The sequence below is a fragment of the Flexivirga alba genome (assembly GCF_042661025.1).
Taxonomy (GTDB): Bacteria; Actinomycetota; Actinomycetes; order Actinomycetales; family Dermatophilaceae; genus Flexivirga; species Flexivirga alba.
This window is the reverse complement of the sequence record NZ_JBHSWH010000001.1, coordinates 2,604,902-2,619,236: the sequence shown is the minus strand read 5'-3', so window position 1 is coordinate 2,619,236 and position 14,335 is coordinate 2,604,902. Positions and strand designations below refer to the sequence as shown.

The window sequence follows — 14,335 nt, the reverse complement described above, 5'->3', positions numbered from 1 at the left end:
CGGCATACCCCCTCAAGTGCCGGGTGTGGAGGACCGCCCACGGCAAGAAGGGATGTGGATCAGGACAGGCGCTCGCCCTTGATCGTGGCGCCGCGGCGCTTCTCCCACTCGAGGAACTGATCCGTGTCATGGGCCAGTGTCTTGGCCAACCAGGCCAGCACGACCGCGTCGTCGGCGAGCCCGATGACGCCGAGGAGAGCTTCCGGCAGCAGGTCGACCGGCGAGACGACATACGCAGCGGCTGCGGCGAGCAGGCCAAGATGTCCGGCGCTCACTCCGCCGTATTCGCCGCGGGCGACGGCCTTGGTCATCCGCGGCAGGCACGCGACGCGCACCGCGATGGCCGGGCCGCCGGGCTCGCTGACGTCCTGCAGCGCCTGCGAGACGCGGCGCATCGCCGACCAACGCACGTTGGGCAGGCGGGGCATGGTCAGCGTTGCCCGGAGCGCAGGGCACGACCCGTGGCCGGGAATTCGCGCTTGGCACCCTTGGCGATGCGGCCGAGCAGGAACGCGTCGAGGCCGGCGCCGATCACCCCGCCGGCGACCGGGATGCCCTTGCCGAGCTTGGTGAGCAGCTTGTCGCCGAGGTGGCTGACCAGCCGGAAGCCGACCGCCTTGTTGACGACCATGACGGCCGGCGGCGGCAGCTGGTTCGCGGCCAGATTGGCCAGCCGTCCGGTGCTGACGACACCGGCCTTCTTGAGCAGATCGTCGGCGTCACCACCCACCAGCGTCAGGAGTATGGCGGTGCGCGTGCCCTGGTCGGTCAGGTCGTAACCACGCAGGTGGGCGATGGCCGCGACCATGCGCGTGTTGAGCAGGTAGAACCCCACCAGGTTGACCGGCAGTGCGACCGCCATCGTGACGAATCCGCCCAGGCTGGTGACGAATCCGGCGCTGGCGGCGAGCCTGCGGTGCTGGCTGATGACCTGGTCGATCGCGCGTTCCGGGTCCGACGGATAGTCGTGCAGCGCTGCCTGTGCGACGTCGCGGGCACTGTCGAAGCCGGCCTTGCCGTCGATGCCGACCGTCATGAGCCGCTGCGAGAGGCTCAGCGCGGTGCTGCCGAGGGGGCCTTTGTCGAGCGGGACGGGCTTCGCGCTCTTCTTCTTCCTGTCGAACATGCGCCCATCCTGCCAGTCGCCCACACGCCATACGCACTGTCGGCGCGCCATACCCGACCGCGTAACGTGGCGTTATGGCGTTCCCCACTGACAACAGCCCCGAATTCGCCGACTATGCGCACCCCGAGCGCCTCGTCACGACCGGATGGCTGGCCGACCAGCTCGCCGGCGACCACCCCGATCTGGTGGTGCTGGAGTCCGACGAGGACGTGCTGCTCTACGACACCGGCCACATCCCGGGCAGCTTCAAACTCGACTGGCACACCGATCTCAACGACCCGGTGACCCGTGACTTCGTCGACGGCACCGGCTTCGCGAAGGTCATGTCGGAGCGCGGCATCGGCCGCGACACCACCGTGGTGATCTACGGCGACAAGTCCAACTGGTGGGCGGCATACGCACTCTGGGTGATGACGCTCTTCGGCCACGAGGACGTTCGGCTGCTCGACGGCGGTCGCGCCGCGTGGATTGCCGAGGACCGCCCGCTGACCCGCGAGGTGCCGACCGCGCAGCCGGCCGACTACCCGGTCGTCGAGCGCAACGACGCACCCGTCCGCGCCTACCAGAGCGACGTGCTGGAGCACTTGGGCAAGCCGATGGTCGACGTGCGCTCCCCCGGCGAGTTCAGCGGCGAGCTGCTGCACATGCCCGACTACCCGCAGGAGGGTGCGATGCGCGGTGGGCACATTCCCGGCGCACGCTCGGTGCCCTGGGGGAAGGCGGCGCAGGAGGACGGCCGGTTCAAGAACCGCAAGGACCTCGAGGACCTCTACCTCACCGAGCAGAAGCTCGACGCGGGCGAAGACGTCGTCGTCTACTGCCGGATCGGCGAGCGGTCGTCACACACGTGGTTCGTGCTGACCCACCTGCTGGGCTTCGGCAACGTCCGCAACTACGACGGTTCGTGGACCGAGTGGGGCAACTCTGTGCGGGTTCCGGTTGAGCAGGGAGCTCCGACCGAGCAGAGGACACGAACGAAGTGAGGCCCGGAGACGAGGGAAGAGGAGCGACAGAGAGTGGGTGCACCGAAGGCATGAGCGAGTTGCCCGCGCCGCTAGCCGAGCTGATCGAGGAATTCGAGGCCGTCGGCCCCAAGGATCGACTGCAGTTGTTGCTCGAATTGAGCGAGGACCTGCCCGAGCTTCCTGCCCGGTATGCCGATCAGCCCGACAAGTTGGAGCAGGTCCACGAGTGCCAGTCGCCGCTGTTCCTGGCGGTGGAGTTGACCGACGGCGACATACATCTCTTCTTCGACGCACCGCGTGAATCGCCCACCACACGGGGTTTCGCGGGGATCCTGCACACCGGTCTGGACGGCCAGCCCGCGCAGGCCGTGCTCGACGTTCCGGATGACGTTCCGTTCAAATTCGGACTCGCCGAGGCGGTGTCCCCGTTGCGAATGCGCGGAATGGTCGCAATGCTCTCTAGGATCAAACGGCAGACTCGGGCGCTGCTGTCGGACTGATTCGTCGGCGCGCGCGCTCAGGATATGAAATCGACATGCGTTAGGTTGCGCCATATGAATTCCCTGGGGAACAAGAAGCTCTTGGCGGTGCCCGCGATCGTCGCGGTCATCGGCCTCGTACTCCTGATCATCGGGCTGCTGAGCGGCTCGACCGTCAAGCTCACGCAATTCAGCAGCGGCAGCAGCCTGTCGATGAGCGGCGGCTTCTCGGTCTACAGCCCGACCGCCGCCGATCGCACGGCTGCGATCTGCAACCTTGACGGTAAGACCCTGCCGCGACCGACGAAGGATTTCTCGGTCAGCGCCTCCGGCACGAAGTACTACGAGATCGCACGCAGCTCGCAGGACAAGGGCACGGTCACCTGCTCCAACAACGCCGGCAAGCTGTATGCCGGTGATCGTGCCGACAAGATCGGCGGTGGCTTCCACACTCTCGGCATCGTCCTCGGCGGCATCCTGCTGGTGCTCGGCCTCATCGGTGTGATCGCGCTCTTCCTGCTCGGCAAGAAGAAGGGTGGCTCGTCCGCGACCCCGGATCAGGGACCGCAGGGCGGTTACGGCCAGCCGTATGGCCAGCCGGGCTACGGCCAGCAGGGTCAGCAGGGCGGCTACCAGGGGTACGGCCAGCAGGCGCAGGGTCAGCCGGGACAGCAGCAGGGTGTTTACGGCCAGCCGCAGGGCCAGGCCGGTCACCCGAGCACCCCGTCCCACGGCCAGCCGGCAACGCCGCAGCAGGGTTACCAGCAGCAGAGCTACCAGCAGCAGCAGGGACAGTCGCCCTACGGTCAGCAGGGCCAGGCTCAGGGTCAGTCGCCCTACGGTCAGCAGGGCCAGCAGGGCCAGTACCCCTACGGCCAGCCACAGGGTCAGTCGCCCTATGGTCAGCAGGGACAGCCGCAGGCGTCGCCTTATGGTCAGCAGCCGCAACAGGGCCAACAGCCCTCGCCATACGGTGAACAGGGTTACGGCCAGCAGGGTTACGGTCAGCAGCCGACCGGCCAACAGGGTCAGTCCCCTTACGGTCAGCAGCCACAGCAGGGTCAGCAGGTTGCTTACGGCCAGGGCGGACAGCCGCAGGGTCGGCACTCCTCGCCATACGGTGAGCAGCAGGGCCAGCAGGACTTCAACAACGCTCCCACGCAACCGGTTTCGTCCGACGAGGTCAACCAGGGCAGCGGCACCGAGCAGCAGGGCGCGTCGCAACTGCCGGGCTCGCCGCAGGCTCAGCCGCCGCAGCCGGAGCCGTCGTATGGCGCCGGCCAGGACCGCTCCGAGGCCGCGACCGAGACCGTGTCGAGCGACGAAGTCAACCGCCTGTCCTACGGGCAGTCCTCGACGCCGGCCTATGAGCAGCCCGGCTACCAGAGCACCCCGCAGGGCGGGCAGTCGCCGCAGGGCGTGCAGCCGAGCTACGGCACCGGTGACCGTTCCGACGAGCCGACACAGGCGATCTCGGGACTGCCGCTGTCCACCGGTGGCCAGCCGTACGGCGGCACCGAGGGTGGCGACATCCACGACCAGGCGACCACCGCGGTGCCCGCGGTCAGTCCCGACCAGCAGGCCGACCAGCAGCAGGGCGAGCGCAACCCCTGGGTGCTGCAGCGACCGGACGCTGAACAGGGCACTGAAAAGGACGCCGGCGACGGCTCCGACGGCCAGAACGGCGAGCAGCACTAGCCACTCGGACCCGCTCCCACAAGACCCCGCACCGACCTTCGGTGCGGGGTTTCGTATGTCGTCGGTCGCTAACACACCGCGGCCGCCGCGAACTGATACGGCACAATGAGCCGGTGCGGGGTTCGCTGTATGCCGTGGCGGTGCAAGGTGATCGGGCGGTGTGCGTCACCTCCGACGCCGTGCACGTCGACGGCACGGTGGCTGACCTCGTCCGGTTCGCCGGCGAACATGAGGCGGCAAGAGCTGCCGACGCACCGCGGTGGGTCTGGTGGTCGGCTGCGGAGGCCGCCACTCCCCTGGTCCGAGCCGGGGTGGTGCTGCGCCGCTGCTGGGACCTGGCCGAGGCACACCGACTTCTGGTGGGCGGATTCGAGACGAACGCCGAGGAGATCTGGGCGGTCGCTGCCGGTCTTGACCCGGCCGGGCGCCCGGCTCCGGTGATGGGCGACCTCTTCGACGTCGTGGGTGACGATGATGCCGCGGTGCGACCCGACGGCTATCTCAATCCGTCGTATTCACAGACGGATTGGCGCACCGAGCATCTCGTTGAGCTCGCGCGGCTGGCGCTGACGGTCACCGGTCGGCAGCAGTCCTTGCTCGCCCAGCGGTCGCACGCAGTCAGCACCGCGGCGAGCGAGTCCGGCGCCGCGCTGCTGTGTGTCGAGCTGGGCGAGCAAGGGCTTCCGGTCGACCGAGTAGTGCTCGAGCAGCTGATCGAGGCGACCGCCGGCCCGCGGCCACGTGACGAGGCGCACGCGGCACAGATTCGGGCGGCCCGCGACGAGCTGGTGCTGCGGCATGTGCCCGGTCGCGACACAACCGATCTGCGGAACCCGCTCCATGTGCGAGAGCTGTTGCAATCACTGGGTGTTCGCGTCGATGACACGCGGGCATGGCACCTGGAGCCCTACCGGGAAGTGCACCCGGTCGTCGACGCCTTGCTCGACTGGCGCAAGGCCGAACGCATCGCCACGACCTATGGGTGGACGTGGCTGGACCGTTTCGTCGGCATCGACGACAGGTTGCGCGGCACCTGGACGGCCTGCGATGGCGGCGCAGGGCGTATGACGGCGGGCGCCGGGCTGCACAGCCTGCCCACGCCCCTGCGCCCCGGCATCGCCGCAGCGCCCGACCACGTGCTTGTCCGTGCCGACCTCGGTCAGGTCGAACCCCGTGTGCTGGCAGTGGTTTCCGAAGATCCCGACTTCGCGGCAGCGACCGCGCAGGACGACCTCTACGCGACGGTCGCGGCGCAGCTGCACCTCGACCGACCGGCGGCCAAGATCGCGGTGCTCGCAGCGATGTACGGCCAGACCTCCGGTCCGGCCGCCGACGCGTTGCGCCGGATGGAGCGCACCTATCCGCGCGCTCTGGAGTACCTGCGGGAGGCGGCGGATCGCGGCGAGCTCGGGGACCCGGTGGTGACCTATGGCGGCCGCTTCGTGCGGGGCCGGGAGGCCGGTGAACAGGCCGGGCGCCGGGCGGTCGGCCGGTTCACCCGCAACGCGGTCGTGCAGGGTGCGGCAGCGGAGTTCTTCAAGGCGTGGGCGCTGACGGTGCGTGACGCGCTGCGGCCGCTGGGTGGGCGGATCGTCTTGTGCCTGCACGACGAGTTGCTGGTGCACACGCCGAGCATCCACGCACAGGAGACGGCTCAGGCCGTCGACGACTCGTTGCAGGCGGCAGCGCGGCGCTGGTCGGGCGGTGCACCGGTGCGGTTCGTCGCCGACACCCGCGTCATACACCGCTGGTCCGAAGCGAAGGACTAACGTCACCCCACGAAGTTTCTCCCCGCTCCGGCACCCCACGAAGTTCCTCCCCCACTGCGTTCCTCCGGATACTTCGCAGGGACCCCGCCCGCTCCTCCGAATACTTCGCGGGGACCCCGACTTCGTTTTACGGTGTGTCGTCGGACCCTAACGGAGGAAGTCGGGGCCGTCGCTGTCCTCGTCGGCCGGCTCCTCCTCGCGCAGGAACTTCTCCAGCTCGGCACCGATCTCGTCGGCACTGGGCAGCTCGGCCATCTCGGTGGCCAAGAGGTTCTGGCGCTTCAGGCCCTCGGTGAAGGCGTCGTACTGCTCCTCCAGCCCGTGCACGACCTCGCCGACCTCTTCGTTCTCGTCGACCTGCCTGCCGATCTCCGCCCGGTGCAGCCCGGCCAGTGCGGATAACTCGTGCACCGGGATGTCCAGGCCGGTCAGCCCGGTGATCGCGTTGAGCGCCTCGACCGCGGCGTCGCCGAAGTCCATCTGCGCCAGGTAGTGCGGCACGTGTATGGCGAAACCGACTGTGTCGACACCGGATTCGCCGAGGCGCAGGTGCAACAGGCTATCCAGCGAACCGGGCACCTGGACGGAGCCGAAGAGTGCTTCGTTCTCCGGGATGAGCGAGGGCTTGCTCGCGAAGCGCGTCATACCGACCGGGCGGGTGTGCGGCACGCCCATCGGGATGCCCTGCGCGCTGACCACGAGCTGCACGCCCAGGCGGCGGATGAGTTGCCGGATCGCCTCGATCATCCGCTCCCACTGGTAGTCCGGCTCGGGACCGGCCAGCAGGTAGAACGGCGTGCCCTCGGCGTCGATCATCCGGTAGAGCAGCAGCGACGGGTCGGCATATTCGGTGAACCGGTCGCGGTCGAAGGTCATCACCGGGCGACGGCCGCGATAGTCGAGCAGCTGGTCGACGTCGAAGGAGGCGACCACGGTGTGCTCGAGCGTGCCGAGCATGTGGGCGGTCAGCAGCTGCTGGGTGTTGCCGGCGTCGATCAGACCGCCGAGCGACACCACCATGGTGTGCGCACCCAACGAACTGGCGTGGGTGTCGGTCTCGAGCTGGTAGAGCTCACGCGGGTCTTGCACGACATACTCCTGGAGTTGATGGCTTCACAAGGGGGAACGCCACGGGGTGCGCGAGGATTCCCCGCCCCGCGTAGGTCATCTCCCGCCGGCGTCCTCGACGGCGTCCATCGCCTGGTAGATCCGCTTGGGTGACACCGATCGCGGTGTGCCCAGCCGTTGCGCGAAGAGGCTGACACGCAGCTCTTCGAGCTGCCAGCGCAGGTCAACGACGTCGGCGTCGGTATGCCGGGCTCGGGGCAGCGTTGCCAGCAGCTTCTGGCGTTCTGCTTCGACCACCGCGACGTCCTCGGCCCGCTGTCGGTCGCGGGTGAGGTCGGACGGTGCCTTGGCGATGCGTTCGAGCATGCCACGCAGGTAACGGTCGAGGTCACGCAGCCGAGCCGCGCCGGTCTCGGCCACGAATCCGGGGTGGACCAGCTCAGCCAGCTGCTGCTCCAGCTCGGAGCGCAGCTGCGCGACCGACGGCTGGGTCATCGCATCCAGCGCGAGACGCACCTCACGGGCGTGGTCGAGAGCGGGCGCGAGCGCCTCGACGACGGAGACGACGCGGGGCGCGAGCTGCTGGCGTACGACGCGCAGCGCCTCGTCGAACTGTTCCTTGTCGCGGACGGTGCCGGCGGGCAGATCGCGGGCGACGATGTCGTCCACCGCAGCCGCCAGCACATCGTCCATCAGCGCGCGCGTGCTGCCGTGCGGGTTGTTGCCGAGCGCCAACCGCTGGCGCATCGTGAAAAGACTCTCGATGCGCTTCCACGGCACGTCCACGCTGAGCAGGACCAGCCGCCGGATGCCTGCTCTTGTCGCGTGGACCTGCTCGGACGCGCTGGGCAGCACCTCGAGCGCGACCGTGTCGCCGTGATCGACCAGCGACGGGAAGCCTTGAATGGTGCGCTTGCCCGTCCGCTGCTCGTAGGTTGCCGGAAGCTCGCCGAGGTCCCACGTGGTCAGGCCGGTTCGCTCGATGTCCGCGGCTGCCTTCGAGACCGCGCCGCGCACCTTGCCGGCCAGCTTCTCCTGCAACACGGCAAGGTCCTTGCCCTCGTCGAGCCGCCGGCCGCGGGAGTCCTCGACCCGGAAGGTGATCCGCAGGTGGTCCGGCACACGGGACCAGTCCCAGTCCTGCGGCGGTATGGCGATACCGGTCTGCGCACGCAGGGCGGCGCCGAGCTCGTCCGTAATCGGTCCGGAGTCCGGGTCCAGCACCGGAAGGACCCTGCGGGCGTGATCGGGCGCGGGCACGAAGTTTCGGCGAATCGCCTTGGGCAGCGCGCGAATCAACGCGGTCACCAGCTCCTCGCGCACGCCGGGCACCAGCCAGTCGAAGCCGTCGTCGACGACCTGGTTGAGCTGCTCCAGGGGCAGGTGCACGGTCACGCCGTCGGCATCGGAGCCGGGCTCGAACTGGTAGGTCAGCCGCAGCTTCAGGTCACCCTGGCGCCAGGTCTTCGGGTAGTCGGTCGCGTCGACCGCATCTGCGTCGTCGCGCAGCAGGATGTCCTCGGTGAGCGTCAGCAGCTTCGGGTTCGTGCGGTGCTCGGTCTTCCACCAGGTGTCGAAATGCGTTGCCGACACGACGTTTTCGGGGATACGCGCGTCGTAGAAGTCGAAGAGCTCCTCATCGCCCACCAGCAGGTCTCGCCGCCGGGCGCGTGCTTCCAGGTCGGCGATGCGGGCGACCAGCGCACGGTTGTCCCGGAAGAACTGGTGGCGGGTCTCCCAGTCGCCCTCCACGAGCGCATTGCGGATGAACAGCTCGCGGCACAGCTCCGGGTCGACGGTTGCGTAGGAGACCTGCCGGCCGGCTACGAGGGTGACGCCATACAGGGTGACGCGCTCGGCGGCCATCACACTGCCGCGCTTGCGCGACCAATGTGGTTCTGCGTATTGCCGTTTCACCAGATGTATGGCGAGCCGCTCGGCCCACGCCGGGTCGATGCGTGCGTTGGTGCGCGCCCACAACCGGGTGGTCTCGACGAGTTCGGCGGACATGACGTAGTCGGGCTGCCGCCGGAAGAGTGTCGAACCCGGCTGGATCGAGAAGCGCGCACCGCGCGACCCCTGGTAGTCGCGCTTGTCCGGGTCGCGAAGGCCGATCTGCGACAGCAAACCCGCCAGCAACGCCTGATGTACGGCGTCCTCCCCCGCGGGGTTGTCACTAGCCGTCAGGTCCTGCTGCTTCGCGATCCGCTTGAGCTGTGAGTGCAGGTCCTGCCACTCCCGGATGCGCAGGTAGTGCAGGTATTCGCGCTTGCACATGCGACGGAAAGCGCTGCTGGACAACGTGTTCCGTTGTTCCTTCAGGTAGCGCCACAGATTGAGCAGGCTGAGGAAGTCGCTGGTCTCATGCTTGAAGCGAGCGTGCGACTGGTCGGCCTGTGCCTGTGCGTCGGCGGGGCGTTCGCGCGGGTCCTGGATCGACAGGGCGGCGACGATGACCAGCACCTCCCGCAGCGAGCCGTTCTCGGCGGCGGCGACCAGCATGCGCGCGAGCCGCGGGTCGATAGGCAGTGCCGCGATCGTTCGCCCGTATGGCGTCAGGCTGCGACGCCGGTCAGTGCCCCGTTCCTCTATCGCGCCGAGTTCTTGCAGCAGCCGCACTCCGTCGGTGATCTGCCGGGAGTCGGGCGGCTCGAGGAACGGGAAGCGCGCGACGTCACCCAGGCCCAGCGAGGTCATCTGCAGGATGACCGAAGCCAGGTTGGTGCGCAGGATCTCCGGCTCGGTGAAGTCGGGTCGCGCGTCGAAATCGTCCTCGGCATACAGCCGGATGCAGACACCGTCGGCGACGCGCCCGCAGCGACCGGACCGCTGCCGCGCCGAGGCCTTCGAGATCGGCTCGATCGGCAGCCGCTGCACCTTGGTCCGCTGGCTGTAGCGGGAGATGCGGGCCGTGCCGGTGTCGACGACATATCGAATGCCCGGGACGGTCAGCGAGGTCTCGGCGACGTTGGTGGCCAAGATGATTCGCCGTTTGCCGGATCGCTTGAAGACGCGGTGTTGCTCTGCCGTCGACAGCCGCGCAAAGAGGGTAACACCTCGGTGCTCGGCAGGTCCAGGGCGGTCAGCGCGTCGGCCGCGTCGCGGATCTCTCGCTCGCCCGAGCAGAAGACCAGCACATCCTGCGGCCCGCCGTCCGAGCGCGCTTCGGTCCACAACTCGGTGACGGCGTCGGTGATGCCGGTCACTTGGTCGACATCCACCTCCTGCTCACCCTCGAGGCGGACCAGCGGTCGGTAGCGCATCTCCACCGGGAAGGTGCGGCCGGACACCTCGATGACCGGCACCGGTGGGTTTCCGTCGATGGTGAAGTGGTCGGCGAACCGCTGCGGGTCGATGGTGGCCGAGGTGATGATCACCTTCAGGTCCGGTCGCCGCGGCAGCAGCTGGCGCAGGTAGCCGAGGATGAAGTCGATGTTCAGCGACCGCTCGTGCGCCTCGTCGATGATCAGCGTGTCATAACGGCGCAGGTCGCGGTCGCGCTGCAGCTCCGACAGCAGCACGCCGTCGGTCATCACCTTGATCAGCGAGTCCTTGCTGGTGTGATCGGCGAATCTCATTTGATAGCCGACGGTTTCGCCGAGTGTGACGTCCAGCTCTTCGGCGACCCGCTCGGCCACCGAGCGTGCTGCGATGCGTCGCGGCTGGGTGTGCCCGATCAGCCCGTCGAGGCCGCGGCCCAGCTCCAGGCAGATCTTCGGCAGCTGGGTGGTCTTGCCCGACCCGGTCTCGCCGGCGATGACGACCACCTGGTGATCGCGTATGGCGGCCGCGATCTCGTCCTTGGCGGCGCTGACCGGCAGCTGCTGCGGGTAGGTGATAGCCGGGACGAGCGTGCGCCGGTGCTCGCGGCGTGCTTCGAGCTGCTCCGGTGTCTCGCGCGGCGTTCGACGGCCACGCCCCCGTTGGAGCCGCCACCGCGCCCGGCACGGCCACGGGACCGGCGGTTGGTGGGCGCGGAGGAGTCAGGTGTGGTCATGGTGATCTCGCCCATTGTCGCAAACGCCTGCGGCATACGTCGCACGCATTTCACCGGCTAACACGCCTGACCTACACGGCGCGCGCCACGACCTCCCCGAAGAGCTCCTCGCCGTCGACCTCCAGGCCACGCGCGCGAAACCACGTCGCAACGTTGGTGCAGTCGCGCTGCAGCATCTCCATGCCGTGCGGGTTGGCGAAGAGATCGACGGTCTGCGGCAGGTCGATCATCACCAGCCGCTCCCCCGAGACCAGCAGGTTGTATGCCGACAGGTCCCCGTGGACGCAGCCGAGCGAGGCCAGTCCACCGATGGCATCGGACAGCTGGGACCACAATGATTCCAACAGCTTTCGGTCCGGCCGGGTGCCTGCCAGTCGCGGTGCAGGCGAGCCGTCGCTGCCCAGGACCAGCTCCATCAGGATCTCCGTCCCGTCGATCTGCACGGGATAGGGCACCGGCAGTCCGGCCTGGTGGAATCGCACCAGCGACTCCCATTCGGCCCAGGCCCACATGCCGGCCGCAACGGACTTGCCGAAGGTGGTGCTCTTGGCCATCGCGCGGGCTTCCCGGCCGCCCTTCTTGGGCAGCTTGCGACCGTCGGTGTAGTCGGTGTTGCGGTGGAAGGTCCGGTGCGCCGAGTCACGGTAGCGCTTGGCCGCGAGCACAACCGCGCGATCGTCCAATGGTGCGGAGCGTTCGAGCAGGAAGACGTCGGCTTCCTTGCCCGTCTTGAGTATGCCGAGCTCGGTGTCGACCGCGGCGTCGTCGGTGATGATCCAGTCCGGCCAGGGCTGCGGCCCGCGGCTCAGGGGCTGGCAACTCCCCCAGGTCGACCAGCGCTGGTCGTCGTCCAGCTCGCCGACCTGCTGGTAGCCGAAGGTGAAACGGTCATCAAGTGCGGAGGAGGCTGTCTCCGGGTGTTGCGTCATACGTGAAACTCCGATCGAGGAAGAGCCTGAAAGCGGGCAGCGTGCCCTGTCCTTCTGCCATCACTGACTCCTCTCCTCGGTGCGGACGAGCACCCCACGAAGTTTCTCCTCCGCTGCGCTCCTCCGAATACTTCGCGGGGACCCCGCGTAAGTCTGTGCCGCCGGTGCGTGTGCGACAACCCTCATGGTCAGCGCGGGATCCCGTCAACCGATTTTCTGATTGACCGGACCCGTAATGCATTGAGCGGACCCGCAATCGCGTTGGATTGCGGGTCCGCTCAATGCGGTGTGGGTCCTCTCGCTCAGCCCTTTGCTGCGGTGAGGCCCTGCTCGAGGTCGGCGAGGATGTCGTCAATGTGCTCGATGCCGACCGAGAGGCGAACCAGCCCTGGGGTCACGCCGGCCGCGAGACGGTCCTCGTCGGGACCCTGCGAGTGCGTGGTCGACGCCGGGTGGATCGCGAGCGACCGCACGTCGCCGATGTTGGCTACGTGCGAGTGCAGAGTGAGTGCCTCGACGAACTTCTTGCCCGCCTCGACACCACCGGCGATCTCGAAGGCCAGCACGGCTCCGGCGCCGAGCGGTGTGTATTTCTGGGCAAGTTCGTAGTATTCGTTGCCCGGCAGCGATGCCCAGCGCACCGACTCGACCTGGTCCTGGTCCTGCAGCCACTCGGCGACCTTGCGGGCGTTCTCGACGTGCCGCTCGACGCGCAGGCTGAGCGTCTCGATGCCCTGCTCGATGAGGAACGCGTTGAATGGCGACACGGCCGCGCCGAGGTCGCGCAGCAACTGCACGCGCGCCTTGAGGATGAACGCCAGGTTGGCCCCCAGCGCACTGCCGACGCCGAGGTCCCGTGCGTAGACCAGGCCGTGGTAGGACTCGTCCGGAGTGTTGAAGGAGGGGAACTTCTCCGGGTCCTTGGCGAAGTCGAAATTGCCGCTGTCGACGATCACCCCGGCGATCGAGTTTCCATGTCCGCCAAGGTATTTGGTCGCCGAGTGGATGACGATGTCCGCGCCGTGCTCGATCGGGCGCAGCAGGAAGGGCGTCGCGATCGTGTTGTCCACGACGAGCGGCACACCGTGGTCGTGCGCGACCTTGGCCACCAGCTCGATGTCGAGCACTTCGGACTTCGGGTTGGAGATCGTCTCGGCGAAGACCAGCTTGGTGTTCGGCCGGATCGCCGCCTCCCAGCTCGCCGCCTCGCCACGGTTCTCCACGAAAGTGGTTTCGATGCCGAGCTTGGAAAGCGTGTGCTTGAGGAGGTTGAACGTGCCGCCATACAGACTCGGGCTGGCAACGATGTGGTCACCGGCCTGGACGATGTTGAGGAACGTCAGCGTCTCGGCGGCCTGCCCGGAGGAGACGAGGAGTGCGCCGACGCCGCCCTCGAGGTCGGCGATGCGCTTCTCGGCGACGTCGGTCGTCGGGTTCATCAGTCGGGTGTAGATGTTCCCGAATTCCTTGAGCCCGAAGAGGTTTGCGGCGTGCTCAGTGTCGTTGAACGCGAAGGAAGTGGTCTGGTAGATCGGCAGCGCCAGCGACCCGGTGGTCGGGTCGGCGGTCTGACCGGCGTGGATCTGCCGCGTCTCGAAGGACCAGTTGGGGGTGACGTCGCTCATGATGACCTTCCGTGCTCGATCGCCGAACACGACGCGCGCGCCATGATCGGCGGCGGACCCACACTCGTGATGCCCGCGCTTGCCACCCGGCGATCTGCACCGGTGGCCTGGTCCTCACCCGGGGCACCCCACCGCGGTGGAGGGTTGCCGGTCAGCGAGCCGGGGCTTGACGCTGACACTCATGACCTGGTCGCGATACTAACGCGGCCCACTCGTTGATACATAACCGTCTCTATCCGTGGACGCCTCAATGCGTTATGTACGGCGAGCACTCGCCGCCGGACCGGCGGACGCCTGCGTCCTGGCCGCCCGCGCCGAGATGCCTGGCCGCACACGCCTGGTCGGGTTCGGCTACTGGCGCCGGTATTCTCGATCAACCCTGCGACCGCAGGCGGACCTCGAACGCTTACCAATGGCAACCGAATTCAGCGGCCACGGCATCGGTCGAGCGCTGGTCCGGGAGTTGATCCGCACCGCCCGCGATGCGGGGTGCGAACAGCTCACGATCGACTTTCGCGGCGACAACCACGGCGTCGAACGGCTCTACCTGTCCGAGGGATTCACCGAATACGGCCGGCTGCGCGACTTCGTGGCGCCTGCGGCACGCCGCTTCGACAAGGTCTTCCAGGTCCTCGACCTGCGTCGGCCATGACTCCGACGCCCTTGACGACCGTTAGAT

At 68.0% G+C, this 14,335-nt stretch carries 11 protein-coding genes, 1 pseudogene and 1 riboswitch; of the genes and pseudogenes, 6 read left to right on the top strand and 6 right to left on the bottom strand.

Going from position 1 to position 14,335, the window contains the following annotated elements:
• Nucleotides 1-59: 59 nt before the first annotated feature.
• On the bottom strand, nt 60-428 hold the full coding sequence (locus tag ACFQDH_RS12880; RefSeq protein WP_382401882.1) for a YkvA family protein: 369 nt from the start codon (nt 426-428) through the stop codon (nt 60-62).
• 2 nt (nt 429-430) lie between these two features.
• A complete protein-coding gene (locus tag ACFQDH_RS12875) occupies nt 431-1,126 on the bottom strand; it encodes an EcsC family protein (RefSeq protein WP_382401880.1) in 696 nt (231 codons plus the stop codon).
• Between the two features lie 74 nt (nt 1,127-1,200).
• Between ACFQDH_RS12875 and ACFQDH_RS12870 the strand changes: the two genes are divergently transcribed.
• The 4 genes from ACFQDH_RS12870 (at nt 1,201) to ACFQDH_RS12855 (ending at nt 6,037) form a co-directional block, all read left to right on the top strand.
• Entirely contained in the window at nt 1,201-2,109 is a 909-nt protein-coding gene (locus ACFQDH_RS12870) for a sulfurtransferase (RefSeq protein WP_382401878.1), read from the top strand.
• Between the two features lie 50 nt (nt 2,110-2,159).
• The gene (locus tag ACFQDH_RS12865; protein ID WP_382401876.1) at nt 2,160-2,591 is read left to right on the top strand and encodes a SufE family protein; all 432 of its coding nucleotides are present in this window, start codon (nt 2,160-2,162) and stop codon (nt 2,589-2,591) included.
• A 54-nt stretch (nt 2,592-2,645) separates the two neighbouring features.
• On the top strand, nt 2,646-4,268 hold the full coding sequence (locus ACFQDH_RS12860) for a hypothetical protein (RefSeq protein ID WP_382401874.1): 1,623 nt from the start codon (nt 2,646-2,648) through the stop codon (nt 4,266-4,268).
• 113 nt (nt 4,269-4,381) lie between these two features.
• A complete protein-coding gene (locus ACFQDH_RS12855; RefSeq protein ID WP_382401872.1) occupies nt 4,382-6,037 on the top strand; it encodes a DNA polymerase in 1,656 nt (551 codons plus the stop codon).
• Nucleotides 6,038-6,184: 147 nt separating this feature from the next.
• Here ACFQDH_RS12855 and ACFQDH_RS12850 read toward each other — a convergent pair whose 3' ends face one another.
• The gene (locus ACFQDH_RS12850; protein WP_382401870.1) at nt 6,185-7,126 is read right to left on the bottom strand and encodes a PAC2 family protein; all 942 of its coding nucleotides are present in this window, start codon (nt 7,124-7,126) and stop codon (nt 6,185-6,187) included.
• Nucleotides 7,127-7,201: 75 nt separating this feature from the next.
• A pseudogene (hrpA, locus tag ACFQDH_RS12845) lies at nt 7,202-10,944 on the bottom strand (ATP-dependent RNA helicase HrpA).
• Between hrpA and ACFQDH_RS12840 the strand changes: the two are divergent.
• Entirely contained in the window at nt 10,876-11,163 is a 288-nt protein-coding gene (locus ACFQDH_RS12840) for a hypothetical protein (RefSeq protein WP_382401868.1), read from the top strand. The pseudogene hrpA and the gene ACFQDH_RS12840 overlap by 69 nt on opposite strands.
• A 10-nt stretch (nt 11,164-11,173) precedes the next feature.
• Here the strand turns inward: ACFQDH_RS12840 and ACFQDH_RS12835 are convergent, their stop codons facing one another.
• The gene (locus ACFQDH_RS12835; protein WP_382401866.1) at nt 11,174-12,031 is read right to left on the bottom strand and encodes a serine protein kinase RIO; all 858 of its coding nucleotides are present in this window, start codon (nt 12,029-12,031) and stop codon (nt 11,174-11,176) included.
• Nucleotides 12,032-12,333: 302 nt separating this feature from the next.
• Nucleotides 12,334-13,656 carry a bifunctional o-acetylhomoserine/o-acetylserine sulfhydrylase gene (locus ACFQDH_RS12830; RefSeq protein ID WP_382401864.1) on the bottom strand — a complete coding sequence of 441 codons (1,323 nt, stop codon included), beginning with the start codon at nt 13,654-13,656 and terminating at the stop codon, nt 12,334-12,336.
• 70 nt (nt 13,657-13,726) lie between these two features.
• Nucleotides 13,727-13,843, bottom strand: a riboswitch (SAM riboswitch).
• 63 nt (nt 13,844-13,906) lie between these two features.
• Between ACFQDH_RS12830 and ACFQDH_RS12825 the strand changes: the two genes are divergently transcribed.
• On the top strand, nt 13,907-14,308 hold the full coding sequence (locus ACFQDH_RS12825; RefSeq protein WP_382401862.1) for a GNAT family N-acetyltransferase: 402 nt from the start codon (nt 13,907-13,909) through the stop codon (nt 14,306-14,308).
• The last annotated feature ends 27 nt before the right edge of the window (nt 14,309-14,335 follow it).

Excerpts from the sequence above, each read along its gene's own strand:
- ACFQDH_RS12825 (WP_382401862.1), top strand. The coding sequence starts at position 13,907 with ATGCGTTATGTACGGCGAGCACTCGCCGCCGGACCGGCGGACGCCTGC.
- ACFQDH_RS12860 (WP_382401874.1), top strand. The coding sequence starts at position 2,646 with ATGAATTCCCTGGGGAACAAGAAGCTCTTGGCGGTGCCCGCGATCGTC.
- ACFQDH_RS12880 (WP_382401882.1), bottom strand. The coding sequence starts at position 428 with ATGCCCCGCCTGCCCAACGTGCGTTGGTCGGCGATGCGCCGCGTCTCG.
- ACFQDH_RS12865 (WP_382401876.1), top strand. The coding sequence starts at position 2,160 with ATGAGCGAGTTGCCCGCGCCGCTAGCCGAGCTGATCGAGGAATTCGAG.
- ACFQDH_RS12835 (WP_382401866.1), bottom strand. The coding sequence starts at position 12,031 with ATGACGCAACACCCGGAGACAGCCTCCTCCGCACTTGATGACCGTTTC.
- ACFQDH_RS12870 (WP_382401878.1), top strand. The coding sequence starts at position 1,201 with ATGGCGTTCCCCACTGACAACAGCCCCGAATTCGCCGACTATGCGCAC.
- ACFQDH_RS12830 (WP_382401864.1), bottom strand. The coding sequence starts at position 13,656 with ATGAGCGACGTCACCCCCAACTGGTCCTTCGAGACGCGGCAGATCCAC.
- ACFQDH_RS12875 (WP_382401880.1), bottom strand. The coding sequence starts at position 1,126 with ATGTTCGACAGGAAGAAGAAGAGCGCGAAGCCCGTCCCGCTCGACAAA.